The following is a 16,319-nucleotide window of genomic DNA, read 5'->3' on the forward strand; positions in this document are numbered from 1 at the left end:
ACTTGAACAACGTTTTCATAGTCCAATTCCTCCTCATAGAAAAATAGGCCCTTCGAGAGGGCCTTAGACGTATCATAGCAGATATATCCCATTTGTCTATCGTTAGATCAGGGCAATGGCAAGCAGAGTGAATAGGGATAATGCCAAAATATCGAATCCGGCGCCATATCCGTATCCGCCGTATCCGCCATACCCGAGCCATGCCGACGTTTTCGCTTTGCCCGACAAGCGTAGGCCGTCCGAAGTCCGCAAATACACGTTCTCCTGATCCACGTTAACGATCACTCCCTCGTAGCATCCGCAACGAGTATGAATGCGCACCCGGCGATTCATATGGCTTTTGCACAAATGATACATTTCCTCCATGCGATTTCCCCTCCCCTCTTGATCGCACTTCCTAGCCTTTGTATCCTATGAACGGCATTCGTACAGAGACTGGACTATACGCGGAATGTGCTATTGTTCCGCCTCGCGTCTCCCCCGACCAAAGTCTAGCCAGGCACAAGTCTACCGGCCGTATCTCCACGGATTTCCAATATCGTATAATAACAACAACGATCAACGGGGCAAGCACTATCCCGCCCCTTACTCAAAGGAGAAACGCAAAGATGAAAAAGAATCACAAATTCACGTTTATCATGACGCTCGTCGCCTCGTTAGGCCTGCTGGCCGGCTGCGCCGAGCTTTCCGAAAAGAAAATCGAAGAAGGCGTAAACAAAAAAGTGGAAGAAGCCGTGAACGGCGGCGTTGAAAAAGTCAACGACGCCTTGGCGAAAACCGCGGAATACGCCACGATAGACTGGTTCGACGAGACGAAAAAAGACGGTGCCGAAAGAACCCTATTCCTCACGCAAGAGATAGGTTCGGCCAAGAGCGTCCGGCTCCATAACGAGGTCGGCAACATCGAGGTAAAGGCGGCTTCGGGCGATCAAATCACCGTGAGCACGGCAATCTGGGTAAGCAAATCATCCTCTCATAAGGACGACATCCAATCGATTTTGGATAGCGCGACGACCGAGGTCATCGCCGACGGTGACCAATTGCGGATCGTCACCCATCCGAAGGATGATCCGGAGCGAAATCTATGGGACTGGGCCCATAAAAAATACGGATATTCGGAATTCATCATTGAATATACCGTCGAGCTTCCCGCCAGCGTCAGCCGCTACGAGATTTCGAGCAGCGTCGGAAACATTAGTCTCAGCGGTTTGAACGGAACTTATGACGTCCACAGCGACGTGGGCACCATTCAACTCGAGGGAGCGCGTATCGTTGGCGAATCCCGAGTAAAGTCCGAGACGGGCAGCCTTAAACTCGGAATCGATCAAATGGACGGCGGGAGCAGCCTGAAAGCCGCAACGGAAGTCGGCAGCATCAACGCGACTCTTGCCGACTCGCTGGAATGCGATCTGGAAACGAACACGGAGCTAGGTCGGGTATCCGGAGCCTCGCCAGGCATAAACAAAATTAACGGCGGCGGTCCGCAATTGTCCTTAAACACTTCGGTCGGCGCGATTACGGTTGAATAAAAGAAGCAAAAAAACAGGCTGTCCTCTAGCATCACTTAGGGGACTGCCTGTTTTTTAGGTTGTCATTTCGAATAACGGCACCGCGTGCCGCTATCATTGAAGAATTGCCGCGATATTACCGAATAACGGCACCGCGTGCCGCAATCATTGAAAAATTACCGCGATGTTACCTAATAACGGCACCGCGTGCCGCTATCATAGAAGAATTGCCGCGATGTTACCTAATAACGGCACCGCGTGCCGCTATTCCTTCATCGCGTAACCGAGTCGGACTCGATCAAACCTCGACGACCATTCCGTCATACGCAACGGTAATCGAATGAGGCGCGAAGATCGCCTCTAAATCCGAGTGCAGCAATTGCGCGTTGTGCGAGAAATGGGTAACGACGATCCGGCTACCCTGAGCCAGCATTCCGTACTCCCGCATCCTTGCTTTCGTCTCGAGCACCGCTTCGACGTTCATGTGCGTTTTCCGGTAGTCGATATTCCCCATCGTGCATTCCAGAATCACGAAGTCGAGCTTCTTGTCCTTCAACCATTCCCACGTTTCTTCGGGAATCGTGCCGGTATCATGTCCGTACAGAAGGGATTTGCCGTCCTTCTCGAAATAGTAGAGCAGGCAAGTCTCGTTCGGATCGTGGGCCGCCAGGAGCGGAACGGCGAAAACCGACGGCTCCAACTCCAGCCTCTCGTAAGCGCGTACGCGATGAAGCTCGAACTTCCCTCTCGCTCCTTGATTCGCCTCGAAAGTTTGCCTTATTTTCGCCAGGGTAATGTCGTTGCCGTATACGCGAATCGGACGGTCCTCCGACTTCGCGTAACCGGGAAGCCTGGTGACCATATCCTCCGCGTACAGATGATCGGAATGGGAATGCGTGAAGAGAATCGTCTTCACCTTGTCCAAATCAAATCCATCCCGGAACATGTGCGTTAAGGTGTCCGGAGGAAAATCGATTTTGACGTCGTCGTCCAGCATGACGGACGTCCTCGTGCGGAATTCTTTGCCGCCCAGCTTCTTAGCCTTCTTGCACAATTCGCAACCGCAGAACAGAGCGGGTATCCCCTCGAATGCGGCAGTCCCTAGAAATCGGACCTTCATGTCGGTCATCGCCCTTCGTTAAAGTGAGAATCTTGTCTATGACTGATAAAGAGGGAGATTATGCCCGTAGCGCTAATCGCCATCCAAAAGACGAGCACGCCGTTCCAGCCCCAATGATCGACGAAAAACCCCGTCGTCGCTAGCGCGGCCCCGTTGCCATATAGCCGCAGAAATCGAGAAAGCCCGAGACGGACGAGACCGCCCCGTACTTGGAGAACGACATAGGCAGCACGCCGAGAATAATCGTATTGGCGCCGAACATGGCAGCGGAGCACAATCCGAGAAACAGCATCGCGACGATGACGTTGACATGGCCGAACAGCATCAGGCCGAGCGCAAACATCATTCCGAGGAACAGCATCGTAATCGTAGTCAGCTTCTCGTTGTTCTTAAACAACAGGTTGACGTATCCCGAAGACACGATGCCCACGAAATTCATCAGCGGGATGAACAAGACGAAACCGACCGTTTGACTCAAGTCCAAATGCTGGGTTTCCATTAAGAAGATCGGCGCCCAGACGGCGATCCCCTCTTTGACGACCGACTGGGCGATCGCGGCCAGCGCCACGTACCATAACTTCGTTTTGACGATGGCTTGCCTCAGGCTAAGCTTCTCTACGGGGAAGCTGCTATCTTCGTTCGCATAGAGATTAGGCGACTTCAACCCGATATCCTTCGGATGGTTTTTGCTGAGCAGCAGCCACGCGACGGAGAACGCCGCAATGAATATTCCCGGAGTCCAGAATGCCGCCCTCCAGCCCAATTCTACCGAAATTTTGCCGGAGAGCCCCCAGCCGAGAACGTACCCGGCAACCATCGAAGTCGAAAGCGCGACCGCGATCAGGCTTTTTCTCTGGTAGCTGAACCACTGGGTAAGCATGTTCGACATCGGTCCCCACAGACCGGATTGGACGTAGGCGTTAACCGACCAGATCAGCGCCATCGTCAGGAGCGACGCGGTAAAACCGAATAAAATGTTCGCGACGCCTGCAAGGAATAATCCGAGGAAGACGAACATCTTGCCAGACACTTTGTCGCCGATCATTCCGTTAATCAACTTGCCGACGGCGTACACCCAGAAAAAAACGCTGCTGATCAGGCTGATCTGCGATTTGTTGAAGTCGAACTCCTGCTGGATATCCGGTAATGCGATCGATAGGTTCACTCTTCCGAAGTAGACGCTTGCGTAGCCGAGCCAGCATAAACCGAAGACGATCCATTGCCACTTGAGAAGCTTACTCCTGTCGTTATTCATGCTCTATTCGAATCATCCCCGAAGGGGGCACTTTGAACAAATGGATGCCTTGATCGAGCCGTACTTGGCGCTCCGACACGACAGCTCCCAAGCAATCCAGCACGGTCATCCTGCCCTCGATCCGTTCCTCAAGCTCCACGATGACGGAATCACGCGCGGTACCGTTAACGAACAACGAGCTCTCCGTCGCTTTCCTGTCGACTCTGACGACCTGCTCCCCGTATACGGCGGCCAGAAACCGGCGTCCGTCATCGGCATAGACGACCGGATACAGAAAATCCGGGGCAACGGGACGCAAGGAGCCGGCCAGCAATAATTCGCTGTGCTCGCGCCAGAACGACAGCCAATGCGCGACGACCCGTTGATGCTCTGCCGGCAGACGGTCGATCAATACCGACAACTGCGGCACGGAGAATAGCGAATGAATGAACTGCAAAGCCACGTTCTCGGCTTTGTCGTTCCAATTCCACATCATCATATCCGAGTGAACGGCGGTATTCCCGCTGAGCAGGCGAATATCGATCGACCCGATTCGATTCTGGCTGTAGTTGTTCGGGCAATCCGCCACGCGGAACATGTTGCCGTATTTTCGCATGAGCGGGCCAACGTATTTCTGGCGGAATTCGATCATAACGTCGGGTTTGATTCCTTTGAGCCGCGACATCACGTCCGAGAGCAGACGATCGACCGCCTCGGGCACGGAATCGTAATCCCGCCCTTCTCCTAGCGAGAATCGCATTTCCTCCGATAGATTAAAAGAATCGACGAAATCGAGCTTAAAGCCGTCGATGTCCCAATCCCGCAAAGCGTTCTCGTATATGCCGATCAAATATTCCCGAACCTCGGGAAACCGCGGATCGAACACGGCCGTGTCCGGACCGTCGTACGTGTTGATGAACTTTCCTTCGAAACGATTCCATGCTTTGGAGTGTCGGCCCACGAAAGGAACCGAGTACCAGAGGATGAATTTCATGCCCAGCGCATGCACGTTGTCGACGAACGCCCTCATATCCGGAATCCGATCCGCCGATGCTTCCCAATCTCCGCAATATGCGTAACCCCGTTCGTTGTTGGCTGTCTGCCACCCGTCGTCCACGATAACCGCTTCGCATCCGAGCCGTTTGGCCAGAAGGCATTGCTCCTCGATGGCCGCCGGATCTAGCTGCTGATGGAAGCTGTACCACGTCGAATACATCGGCAAGCGCGCCGTTTCCGGAACCGAAGCAGGCTCGTATCCGGGAATGGAAGCCCACCAGTCTCCGACATCCATTAAGCTATCCGCGTAAAAAACATCCCTCGTATCGATTCGGATGATCGCTTCGTATCGGTCGATCGGAGGACAAGCTTCCGTGAACAGCTCCAGCGACAGTTCGAATTGAGCGGACTCTTCTCGGATGCCGGCGCGCATAAGAACCGGCCGCATCGCGTCCGACAAGGCGACGGTCAACCGATTGTGCCCGGCGGCATTATATAGCGAGCAAACGGGGGCAAGCGATGTCGCCTTCGAATGGAACGGCGCGCTGAAATCGATCCTGATCCCTTTTTCCCGGTTCGCCCCCGGATCCCAATACCCCGATATATCGATCGCCGGATATTCCCAACATAATCGGATCGCCTTAGGAATGAGAGGTTCGTCCGATCTCATCGCGAAGCGGATATACTCGATCCCATCGGAACGTTCCGACGATTCGAGCGAGAATCGAAACCGATCCTCGCCTCCCAAAATTTTGATTTCTCTCTTGCCTGCTTGATACAGCATTCTCTTCCTCCTTGCCTAAACCCCTGAATCACTGAATCGCTTAGCCTTTGACGGCCGAGCTTACCGTTAGAGCTTTTTCAATTTGTTCGGAGAACAACAGGTACACGATAATCGTCGGAATCGTCGAGATGACCATGACCGCGCCCATCGAGCCCCAATCGGAACCGAACTGCGTCTGGAAGTACAGCAGGCCGAGCGGCAGCGTCTTCAGCGCGTTCTCGCTGATCATGATCAAAGCGACCAGGAATTCGTTCCAAGCGAACAAGAAGACGAAAATACTGACCGACGCGATCGCCGGCTTCACGAGCGGAACCATGATTCGGAAGAAAGTCGTATATACGCTAGCGCCGTCGATGGCAGCAGATTCTTCGATTTCATAAGGCAACGACCGGAAAAACGCGTAGAAAATAATCGTTGCGAAAGAGAGCTGGAAAGCCACGTAAGGAACGATGACCGCTAAGTAACTGTTCTGCAAGTGCAACGTTCGTTCCAGAATCAACAACGGTATCAAGATGATCTGCATCGGGATGAACATCCCCGAAGTCATGTAAATCCGGCTTGCGTTCGCGAATCTCCACCGCATTCTGGCCGCCGCGTAGGAGAACATCAGCGCCAGGATAACCGTGAACGCGACCGTTCCGATCGATACGATCAAGCTATTTTTGAAATACGCGACAATGTCGAACACGTCGAAGGCGTTGCTATAGTTCTCGACTCGCCAATTTTTCGGAATGCCGAATACGTTGGTCGAGAAAATCTCTTCGTTATCCTTGAAGGAATAAAACAACAGCCAAATTAACGGATATAAGCTGACCAGCAAGAACAGCGAGAGCGGACCGTAGGTGAACGCCCGTGTAGTCAACCGCTTGAGCATAAGATCCTCCCCCCCCTTTAGTAACTGAGTTTATCCCGCGCGATGAACTTGTTGATCAAGATCGTGAACAACAAGCATTCTATGACGAGGACCGCGGCGGCGGCGGAGCCGTAACCGTATTCACCCGACCGGAACGCGGCTTTGTACATCATGAACGTCAGCGTGTAGGAGATGTTCCCCGGTCCTCCGTTCGTCATGACGAACATGTTCTGGAATGCGTTTAATCCGCCCGTGATGGCGATAACCAAACAAAATTTATACGTTTCGCTCAAGAGCGGAATGGTGATTTTCCAATGCATTTTCCAGAACGGCGCGCGTCGATCGTGGCCGCCTCGTACAGTTGCTCGGGAATCGATTTGATCGCCGTGTAGATCAGCACGAGCTGGATGCCCAGATGATGCCATGCCCCGGAGAAAGCGATCGCCCAGATGGACGTATGTTCGCCGCTCAGCCAAGCTTGTTCGTACTGAATGCCGAACAAGTGGAACAGGCTGTTGATCAAGCCGCCATCCGCATTGTATATCGCGATCCACAGCTGCGATACGACTACGCCGGACAGCACGACGGGAACGAAATAGCTCGTCCGGAAAAACTTGCGCCCCCGCAAGCTCTTCGTGCTAAGCGCGATCGCCAGCAGCGTGCCGAGCCCGATCTGGTATACGACCAGCACCAATGCGAAGATCAAGCCGTTCTTGATCGACACCCAGAAATCGTCGTCGTCGAGCAGTCGGATGTAGTTGTCGAATCCGATGAAAGTCGGCGTCGTCAAGCCGTCCCAATCGAAGAAGCTCTTCTGGAACGTCTGCAGAATCGGATACACGACGATGACGGAGAAGAAAATTAAAGTCGGCAACGTAAAGATCAGCAGCGCGATGTTATAACTCCGTTTCGATGTCATGGTTCCTCCTTTCCGAAAAACAGGTCGTCCCAGATGACAAGGACAACCTGTTTTCGTTCAACTGGATTATTTACGAGCCGTTTCGATCGCTTTGTTCATGTCGCCGATGAAATCATCCGGTTTTTGGCCGGCCAGCAATTTTTGCGAGTTGTCTTCGATGAACGTTTTGAACTTGGCATTCTCGTAGCCCCAAGCGAACGTCGTCATCGATTTGAAGTTAACCGAATCGTCCGAGTATTTTTGCTGAATCGGATTCAGACCGTTCGTAGGAACGACTTTCTCGACTAGGATCGAGTTAGGATCCGCGAGTTGGATAACGCGTTGCTTCGCGAACTCGATGGAGAACAGCGCCGCGTATTTAGCCGCGACATCGACGTTCTTAGAATTTTTGGATACCGCGAAGCCTTGGTTGAAACCGCCTCCGCTCATGTTCCAGCTTCCGGTCGTATCCGCAAGCGGGGTAAACATGATGTCCACTTTGTCGCCCATTTTTTCGTAGATGTTAGCCATCGACCATGCGCCGTTCACGTACATCGCCGCTTTGCCGGAAGCGAATTGAGCCACGGCATCGTCAGCCGTCGTGTTAAACGCGTTTTTTGAAATCAATCCTGCGGCAACAAGCTCGCTGATTTTTTGCGTGCCTTTTACATAAGCGTCATCGGAGAAGGTGCCTTCGCCGTTGTCGATTTTCTTCACGCCGCCTACGTCGCCGGAACCTACGATAGCCATATCGAGCAAGAGCACCGCTGGCCATTTTTCTTTAGCGAATACGGCAAGAGGAGTGATGTCCTTCGCTTTGAAGGCTTTAACCGTTTCAAGGAACTCGGAATACATCGTCGGAACTTTTACGCCGTTTTGCTCGAACAACTCTTTGTTGTAGTAAATAATGCCGGCCCATTGTCCGACGTTAGGTACGGAATAGGAGTGGCCGTCTTTGTTCCACAACATGGGCTTGGAGCTTTCGTTCAGCAACGATTCGATGTTGAGCTCCTTCACGATGTCGTCCATCACGTACAGGTTATCAGATTTTTTCAACGTTTCGATCAATCCGCTGGAAGCGAAGAAGATGTCGGGCAACGAGCCCGCAGCCGCGTAAGTTTTAATTTTTTGCTCGTCGTCTTGAGCGGCGACTTCGAACTCGACGTCGACTTCAGGCATCATTTTCTTCATCGATTCTTTAGCCGCATCGTATACCGGGATTTCAACGCCGCTGTATTGCGCGTAGAATTTCAGTTTTACCGAACCCGCTTCGGGAGCTTTGCTCTCCGCGGGAGTCGTGCTGCTTGCCGATGCGGAAGCCGATGCGCTTGGTTCGCCGGATGCGTTATTGCCGTTGTTGCTGGATCCGCAAGCGGACAGCGCTAGCGCGAACATCGATAGCACCGAAAGCGTTAGAGCCGGTTTTTTCATCTTATTCATCATGTCGTTTCGTTTCCCCCTTTAGTAATGGTACAGACCTATTGTAAAAAAACGCTTACAAGACGATAAGGGACGAATCGGAACACATTTGTACATTTCAACCTCTTTGCCGCGTAGCTTCGTATTCGCTGGGAGCTAAGCCGGTGTGCCTCTTGAAGCTTTTGCTGAAATGCGCGGGATCGCCGTATCCGACCATTTCCGCGATATGGGATAAGCGCAAATTTTGACCGGAAGCAAGCAGTTCCTTCGCTTTCTTCATGCGGGTTTCGAACAAATAGTCGCTGACGCTCATGCCTAGCCCCTCCTTGAAAATTTTCAACAAATACCGCGGCTGGACGTAAAACTGTTTGGCGATGTCTTCGACTTTCAATTGGCCGTCCCGGTAGTTCTTATCGATGTATTCCCTCGCAGCCGCTAGAAGATTGCCGGACTTGGAGCGTTTGACGTTATTCGAATGCCTCGCTACGTTCAAATACAAATCGGATATCCATTCGAATGCCGCCTCCAAGCTGGGCTTGTTCGTAATTTCCTCGAACGGCGAGAAATCCTTGGGCATGATCTCTTCCACGCTTTTGCCGATTTCGTAAATATAAGTCAGGCATAGCGATACGAGCCCGGCCATGATCATATGGATATAATCGCCGGAAAGCTGGTTAGTCCGGATGTAATTCCGAATCTCTTCCAACGTGCTCTTTATTTTCTCTTCATCGCGAAGACGGAGATGAATAAGCAGATTCTCGTTCATCTCGCTCGGATAGAAGCCGATGTTCGCGGCCTTGGATGATACGTCCCGATAGAGCAGCACGTCCGACGTATTCATGGAGATTTTGTTTCGCAGCGCGATAACGGACTCCTTGTAAGATTGGCGAATGGAGGCGATCCCGCTTCCCTCCGTACCGACTCCAGCCGTTACGCTGAAACCGAAATGCCTTTTGATGAGAACGCAAAGCTTGGAATACCCCTCGGAGGAAAATCCCGACGCGCCGCCCTCATCCGTATATTGCAGCAACGAGATAATGCGGTTTTCCGGACCGTTAAACAAATAAAGCTTCCCTTCGATATGCACCAGATCGTTTAACAAGTTAGCGATTATATATTTGCGCAGACGGATTTCGCCGGAATCCGGCCACTGTTCGTGCAGGCTGTCGATTTCGACGGAAACGACCTGGAACGGCGTGTTCTCCTGAAGCTGAAACAACCCCATCTGGTTCTTGATCGTCTCGTTGTCTTCGGAGTAATCGTTGCTGATGAGCAGGTTTAAGAAGCTTTCCTTCCACACCTGCCGCTCCTTCTGGGTCTTATCCCGTTCGACCCGCAATTTGTCCATCGATCCTTTGACTTTGGCTAACGCGATGAGCAGCTCCTCTTCGTCGAAGGGCTTCAGAATGTAATCGTCCACGCCGATCTTGACCGCTTGCCGGGCATACTCGAATTCACTGTGTCCGGTTACGAGCAGAATGAATACGGACGGGTACAGCTCCTTCACCTTGGCTGCGAGATCCATCCCGTTCATATAGGGCATATTAATATCGATAAAGGCGATGTCCGGCAGTTCTCGCTCGATCAGCTCGAGCGCCTCGATTCCGTTCTTCGCCTCGCCGCATATTTGGAAACCGTGCGCGTTCCAATCGATTACGCTTTTGAAATAGGCGCGAAATGCCGCTTCGTCGTCGGCAAAGATCACTTTAACCATCCAGGCTCTCTCCGTTCGTCAGTGGAATATCTACGATGATGTCGGTTCCTTTTCCTTCCCCGCTATGAATCCTGATGCCGTAACGATCGCCGAAATAGAGCTTGATCCGTTCGTCGACGCTGCTTAGTCCGAACGAGTTCCTCTCTCTTTTCCCTTCCTTGAACCGTTCAAGCTCTTCGTCCGGAAACCCGACTCCGTCGTCCGACACCTGCAGGATCATCGTATCTCCTTGCTTGTAGCCCGAAACGGTAATATGTCCGAAGCTCCCTTTCTCTTTGATCCCATGGTAGATCGCGTTCTCTACCAAAGGCTGAAGAGTCAGCTTAGGGATAGAATAGTTCAACAGTTCGTTAGGAATATCGATCTTAAAATCGAACAAGTCCGAATACCGGGCGCTTTGAATATAGAGATAGCTGTGCAGGTTGCGCGTCTCTTCCCTGACGGTAATGACCTCTTTGCCGTTGCTTAGGGCGATTCTATAGAAATCGGCGAGCGCTTTGGTCGCTTTGCCGGCCTCCGCGCTTTCTCCCGTTTTGCATAAGACATAGATCAGATCAAGCGTATTGTAGAAAAAATGAGGTTTGATCTGCTCCTGAACGAGCGCGAATTCGTATTCTCGTTTTAATTGCTGCTCTTCCTTCACCTTGATCAGCAAATCGTTCACCCTGGCGAGCATAATATTGAGCCCAGAACCGAGAATGCCGATTTCGTCGTTGCTCTTGACCTCGACGGGGCGATCGATATTCTCGTCGCGAATCCGGCTTACATGCTTGGCGAGCGAGATGATCGGCGTCGCGATCGCGCGCGACAGAATGATCGCGCCGAACAGCGCGAACAGCAGACAAATTCCTCCGACGATCAAGATGATTCTCGACACCTTGCCGGATTCCCGGGTCAGGTCGCTCAGGGCGATCTCGTTGACCAGCTTCCAATCCGACAAACCGAACGGCATCGCCGTCAGCAAAATTTTGTTGCCGGACGCGTTTTTCGTTTCGATCAGAACCGTTTGTTCCGCGAAAATATCCGACTTCTTATTCGGTTCGAGCGGCCGCAAAATCCTCTCTTCGTCGGTGGAGGAAATGACGACTCCTCGATTGTCGACGATGTAGTACCCGTTCGATTGTTCCGGCCCTACCGGGTTGTAGACCGCCGACAGAGTCTTCTCGTCGATATTCACGAACAAATACCCGAGCGTCTCCATCGTCTCCGTATCGAGTATTTTTTTGCCGACCGTGAGTACGGCCTTCTTATCGTCCAACACCCAGTAGTTTCTGCGCTCCATCGCAAACCATTTCATAATTCCGTTGCTGGCCGCGACCTCGCGGAACATCGGGCTCGACAAGCCCTCGTCGGTTCCGTCTATCAATCTTGCGTCCGTTGTATATACATTCCGATTTCGGTCTATGAACACGGCCGATTCGACCTCGCGGAAAATAAGCTTGGCGAAATCGAGCTTGTTCTCGATCTGGGTCCGCAGGACGTGTTCTTCGCTAAGCGGGCCTTCTTCGTCCATAAACGGAGGCTTCGATCCTTCAAGAGTCTTAAGCTTCGTCTCTTTGTTAAGATCCAGCATCGCGATATTGGCGAAGCTCTCCGCATTGGCCAGAATCGTATCTACCCGAGTCGTAATGAGCCTGGACTCGTCCAGCATGTTTTTGGTCGTTTTCTTGATGATCGCGTCCGTATTGATCGTGTATGACATATAACCGAGCAATAATAGCGGGATAAACACGAGCGGGAAATAGATGAATATGATTTTGTTCTGGATTCTCTGGCTTCTAAACCAATTGCTGCCTATCTTATTCCGCATGCTTCTTCCCCTTTTCGCGCTTCGGATGCTCACCATCATAACACTACGAAGCCGAAATTCCACAGTCATTCCCTGACAAGAAGGGGAGAAAAACGCAAACAAGCACGGGAACGAATCCCGTGCTTGTCTCGTATTCAAAGGGTTGATACGTTACAATAAGAGGCAAAAAAGACTAGAGGCTGCTTCCCATGAAACTGCTAATACTTGGAGCTACAGGCCGCGTGGGCAAAGAGATTACGGCGAATGCCCTGTCCGATGGCCATCTCGTAACCGTACTCGTTCGAGACCCGAACAAAATCAATGACTCTTCCGATAGACTCACGATCCTGCAAGGAGACGCTTGCTCCGAACAAGATGTTATTAGTGCGATTCAAGGCGCGAACGCGGTCATCTGCGCGCTAGGCACGGACGGGGGTTCCGTATTGACCGACAACGTCCGCTTGCTCATCTCCGCCATGCGGAAATACGCGGTGAAACGCGTGATTACGATCGGAACGGCCGGGATCCTCGACAGCCGGGAGCATCCCGGACTGCTTAGGTACGAGGCGCCGGACTCGCGCCGGACTTCCACCCGCGCGGCGGAAGAGCATCGCAAAGCTTGGGAGCTGCTGTCCGGCTCCGGCTTGGAATGGACGATCGTCTGCCCAACCTATTTGCCCCTTGGCGAACGAACCGGCATTTATCGCATCGAGCAGAACAGATTGCCTGACGGGGGCATGTCCATATCCGTATCGGATACGGCCGATTTCGCCTACCGACAGCTTCAAAGCGCGGAGCACGTCGGCAAGCGCGTCGGCATTGCCTATTGATCTTGATCGGCTATCCCTTTGTGCGCTACCGCTTGAGGATAACCAATCCGTTAATCGGCAATTCAACGCTGCCTGCTACCGATTTCCCGTTTTCTATATTCGTATAATGGCGGGAGTCCAATCGGACGGTCTGCGCCGCGCGGCTGAAATTTTGGATAAAGACGAAATCGTTGTCACCGTCCGTACGGACTTGCGCCGTTACGCCCTGCGGAAGATCGGTATCGATCGCGCTTCGCAAGCCCGATTCTTTCGCGATCTCTGCATATAACTTAGTGTAAAATTCGGCGTCTTTCACCCGCGTTGCCAAGTAGTAGGATTTGCCTTCTCCTAATGCATGCCTAGTCAACGCCGGACGCCCGGCATAGAAATCGTCGCGGTATTCGGCCAAAGCTTCCGCCCCTTCAAGGTGAATCAGATCGGCGATTTCATGAGCGTCGTATTCCCCGGACAGTCCCCATGCGGACTCAGGGCGAAATACGATTCCGTTCGTATCGCGCTCGTGCAAGCCTTCCGCTTCTTCCGACCATATCCCGAGCGTCTTCCGGAGCGGTCCCGGGAATCCACCCAGATGGCACAAATCCGTTTCGTTCACGATACCCGACCAATAGGTGGACACGAAAGTTCCGCCTTGCTCGACGAAACGCTGAATCCTTGCGCCGTCTGTTTCCGAGACCAAATAAAGCATCGGCGCCACGATGAGCTTATAGCGGGATAGATCATCCTCGATTCCGATCACGTCCGCCGGAATTCCCAGCTCCCAGAACGCCCGATAATGCTGCAGTACGGTTTCCTCGTAACGGATGCCGGAATTTCTAATCCCCTGGGCATCCTTAACCGCCCATCGGTTATCCCAATCGAACAGAATCCCCGCTTCCGCGGGCGTCGTACAGCCGACGATATCGGACAAACCGCCCAGCAATTCGCCGACTTCCGCGACATCGCGGAAAACGCGAGTGTGCTCATGTCCGCTATGATCGATGATCGCCCCGTGGAACTTCTCGCTGGAGCCTCTGCTCTTGCGCCATTGGAAATACTGGACGGAATCCGCCCCATGAGCGACCGCTTGAAGCGACGACAGCTTGTGCATGCCCGGTCTCTTCAATTTGCTTACGGATTGCCAGTTCGTCAGGGAAGGCGTGCTTTCCATCAGCAAGAACGGCTTATTCTTGAAGGAGCGCATCATATCGTAGTGCATGGCGGTCCAAGCCGCCAACCGGGAATCGTCGCCGTCCGCGGTATAATGCCAATCCGGGTAAGCATCCCAAGAGATCACGTCCAGTTCCTTCGCCAGCTTCCGGTAATCGATGCTCTCGGTCATGTGCATATTGGTCGTAATCGGAATGTCGGGGTTATACGCGCGTACGACATCGATCTCATGCTTGCAGAAATCGATCGTCCGCTCGCTCACGAAACGTTTCCAATCCAGATTCAAGCCATGCACTTGCGTTTCTCCATGATCGGAAGGAGACTCGATCTGTTCCCACGCGGTATACGTATGACTCCAGAACGTCGCCCACCATGCATGGTTAACGGCTTCCAGCGTGCCGTACTTGATCTTCAGCCAGTCTCGAAAAGCCGTCTGGCAAAGGTCGCAGTGGCACTCTCCTCCGAATTCGTTGGAAATATGCCAACCGAGGACTGCAGGATGATGGGCGTACCGCTTCGCCAGCTCCCGGTTAATAATGGCAACCTTCTCCCTGTAAACAGGGGAGGTATAACAATGGTTGTGTCTGAAGCCGTGCAAGTTGCGGACGCGGTTCGAGCCGACTCTGAGCACTTCCGGATATTTCGCGGACATCCATGCCGGACGAGCCCCGCTTGGCGTAGCTAAAAATGCATAGATCCCGTTAGCCGCGAATAGATCCAGTTGCTTGTCCAGCCATTCGAACGTAAATACGCCCTCTTCCGGTTCAAGCTTTACCCACGAGAAGATGCCGATCGACATGGCGTTGCAGCCCGCGAGCTTCATCATTCGAACGTCTTCGATCAGCACTTCGGGATAGTCGCTCCATTGCTCCGGATTATAGTCTGCACCGTGCAGCATGACGGGCAGCTTCGAACTGATCGGCGGAAATTTTTTCATAACATTCGCTCCTCTTCGTCTCTTATCCATCTATCGGACATTCTTCTTATTTCTACGCTCGGCTCAATGTTGATCATTATGATAATGATCGATTACAATGATAAACATAGCATAGAGAGGCTATCTTTCAGTAGCATTCGAAACTCAACTTGATAGCACATAATGAAGATGAGGAGAGACGAGCGTGCTTCCTTTCCGCCTGATCGAAACTTCGGCCGCCCACCATTCCTTGCCGCTATACGCCTATTCCGCGGGCAGGCACCACCAATACTACCATTATCGTCCCGACGGATTTCCTTCCTATCAAATCTTCTTGATCAGAAGCGGAGAAGGCTTATTTCGCGATTTGGCGAACGGCGTTGAATTCGCTCTTTCCGCAGGCCAAGCCTTCGCGATCCCGCCCGATCTTCCTCATGAATACTATCCGCTCTCGCACGAGCCGTGGCACGTCGGCTTCGTCGGATTCAACGGCACTCTTGCCTCTTCCGCTTTAGAACAAACAAGGTTACTGCCTTCCACGCCGCTGGAGCCGGATCAATTCGAGGCTTGTTGGGATCATATCGGAGAAATCTGGCTCGATTCCCATGAGCTTGGAGACCAACGATTGCTCGACCTATCGGTGAAGCTGTATCAACTGATGCTTCTCTTGCGGAACCGGAAACCGCACGCCGACGACTCGTCCCCTCTTCCCGCGGAAGAAGCGCGCAACCAAACGCTGCAAAAAGCATTGCTGCTGATGAACCAGCATTTCACCGAGCCGCTCCTGATCTCGAATCTAGCGAGCGCCGTCGGTTATTCCTCGCAGCATTTTCAAAAGTTGTTCCGACAACAATTCCATATCACTCCGCACCAATACTTGCAAAACTTGCGCATGGAAAGAGCCGTTCAGCTCCTTCAAGAAAACGGGTCTTTGCAAATCCAAGAGGTTGCGAGGCAAGCCGGGATGGAAACGAACTATTTCGTGCGCCTGTTCCGCTCAACGTACGGGCACACGCCAAGAGCTTGGAGAGCGTTGAACGGATCAAGCAGGAATGAACTTGCCCATAATCTGTTATAGAACGAAATCGAAAAATGACGGGCAGGGATAAAAG

Annotated in this window: 14 protein-coding genes; 3 read left to right on the top strand and 11 right to left on the bottom strand. The window is 52.5% G+C overall.

All coding sequences use genetic code 11. The features are described from left to right. Positions 1-102: 102 nt before the first annotated feature. Positions 103-366, bottom strand: a complete 264-nt coding sequence (locus FPL14_RS06815) for a hypothetical protein (protein ID WP_182302304.1) — start codon at positions 364-366, stop codon at positions 103-105. A 242-nt stretch (positions 367-608) separates the two neighbouring features. Here FPL14_RS06815 and FPL14_RS06820 point away from each other — a divergent pair, with 242 nt between their 5' ends. Further along, positions 609-1,529 carry a hypothetical protein gene (locus tag FPL14_RS06820; protein ID WP_182302305.1) on the top strand — a complete coding sequence of 307 codons (921 nt, stop codon included), beginning with the start codon at positions 609-611 and terminating at the stop codon, positions 1,527-1,529. A gap of 277 nt (positions 1,530-1,806) precedes the next feature. Here the strand turns inward: FPL14_RS06820 and FPL14_RS06825 are convergent, their stop codons facing one another. From FPL14_RS06825 to FPL14_RS06860, 9 genes are all read right to left on the bottom strand, one after another. Further along, positions 1,807-2,628, bottom strand: coding sequence for an MBL fold metallo-hydrolase (locus tag FPL14_RS06825; protein ID WP_182302306.1), 822 nt, complete (start codon positions 2,626-2,628; stop codon positions 1,807-1,809). A 139-nt stretch (positions 2,629-2,767) separates the two neighbouring features. After that, a complete protein-coding gene (locus FPL14_RS06830) occupies positions 2,768-3,883 on the bottom strand; it encodes an MFS transporter (protein ID WP_182302307.1) in 1,116 nt (371 codons plus the stop codon). After that, positions 3,876-5,642 carry a glycoside hydrolase family 36 protein gene (locus FPL14_RS06835; RefSeq protein WP_182302308.1) on the bottom strand — a complete coding sequence of 589 codons (1,767 nt, stop codon included), beginning with the start codon at positions 5,640-5,642 and terminating at the stop codon, positions 3,876-3,878. The genes FPL14_RS06830 and FPL14_RS06835 overlap by 8 nt, the downstream gene beginning before the upstream one ends. 40 nt (positions 5,643-5,682) lie before the next feature. Then, entirely contained in the window at positions 5,683-6,516 is an 834-nt protein-coding gene (locus FPL14_RS06840) for a carbohydrate ABC transporter permease (protein WP_182302309.1), read from the bottom strand. Between the two features lie 17 nt (positions 6,517-6,533). Further along, a complete protein-coding gene (locus tag FPL14_RS29785; RefSeq protein WP_229263811.1) occupies positions 6,534-6,815 on the bottom strand; it encodes a carbohydrate ABC transporter permease in 282 nt (93 codons plus the stop codon). Further along, the gene (locus FPL14_RS06845; RefSeq protein ID WP_229263812.1) at positions 6,785-7,414 is read right to left on the bottom strand and encodes a carbohydrate ABC transporter permease; all 630 of its coding nucleotides are present in this window, start codon (positions 7,412-7,414) and stop codon (positions 6,785-6,787) included. The genes FPL14_RS29785 and FPL14_RS06845 overlap by 31 nt, the downstream gene beginning before the upstream one ends. Before the next feature lie 66 nt (positions 7,415-7,480). After that, the gene (locus tag FPL14_RS06850) at positions 7,481-8,836 is read right to left on the bottom strand and encodes an ABC transporter substrate-binding protein (protein ID WP_182302310.1); all 1,356 of its coding nucleotides are present in this window, start codon (positions 8,834-8,836) and stop codon (positions 7,481-7,483) included. A gap of 94 nt (positions 8,837-8,930) precedes the next feature. Beyond that, positions 8,931-10,526, bottom strand: coding sequence for a response regulator transcription factor (locus FPL14_RS06855; protein WP_182302311.1), 1,596 nt, complete (start codon positions 10,524-10,526; stop codon positions 8,931-8,933). Beyond that, positions 10,519-12,336 (bottom strand): sensor histidine kinase, encoded by a 1,818-nt coding sequence (locus FPL14_RS06860; protein WP_182302312.1) that lies wholly within the window; start codon positions 12,334-12,336, stop codon positions 10,519-10,521. The genes FPL14_RS06855 and FPL14_RS06860 overlap by 8 nt, the downstream gene beginning before the upstream one ends. A 188-nt stretch (positions 12,337-12,524) precedes the next feature. Between FPL14_RS06860 and FPL14_RS06865 the strand changes: the two genes are divergently transcribed. Continuing rightward, entirely contained in the window at positions 12,525-13,145 is a 621-nt protein-coding gene (locus FPL14_RS06865) for an NAD(P)-dependent oxidoreductase (protein ID WP_182302313.1), read from the top strand. A gap of 25 nt (positions 13,146-13,170) precedes the next feature. On the opposite strand, the gene FPL14_RS06870 is transcribed toward FPL14_RS06865, so the two are convergent. Continuing rightward, the gene (locus tag FPL14_RS06870) at positions 13,171-15,228 is read right to left on the bottom strand and encodes a beta-galactosidase (protein WP_182302314.1); all 2,058 of its coding nucleotides are present in this window, start codon (positions 15,226-15,228) and stop codon (positions 13,171-13,173) included. Between the two features lie 184 nt (positions 15,229-15,412). Between FPL14_RS06870 and FPL14_RS06875 the strand changes: the two genes are divergently transcribed. After that, positions 15,413-16,285: an AraC family transcriptional regulator gene (locus FPL14_RS06875; protein WP_229263813.1), complete on the top strand. Its 873-nt coding sequence runs from the start codon at positions 15,413-15,415 to the stop codon at positions 16,283-16,285. Positions 16,286-16,319: the final 34 nt, after the last annotated feature.

The sequence above is a fragment of the Cohnella cholangitidis genome (assembly GCF_014107495.1).
GTDB classification, from domain to species: domain Bacteria; phylum Bacillota; class Bacilli; order Paenibacillales; family Paenibacillaceae; genus Cohnella; species Cohnella cholangitidis.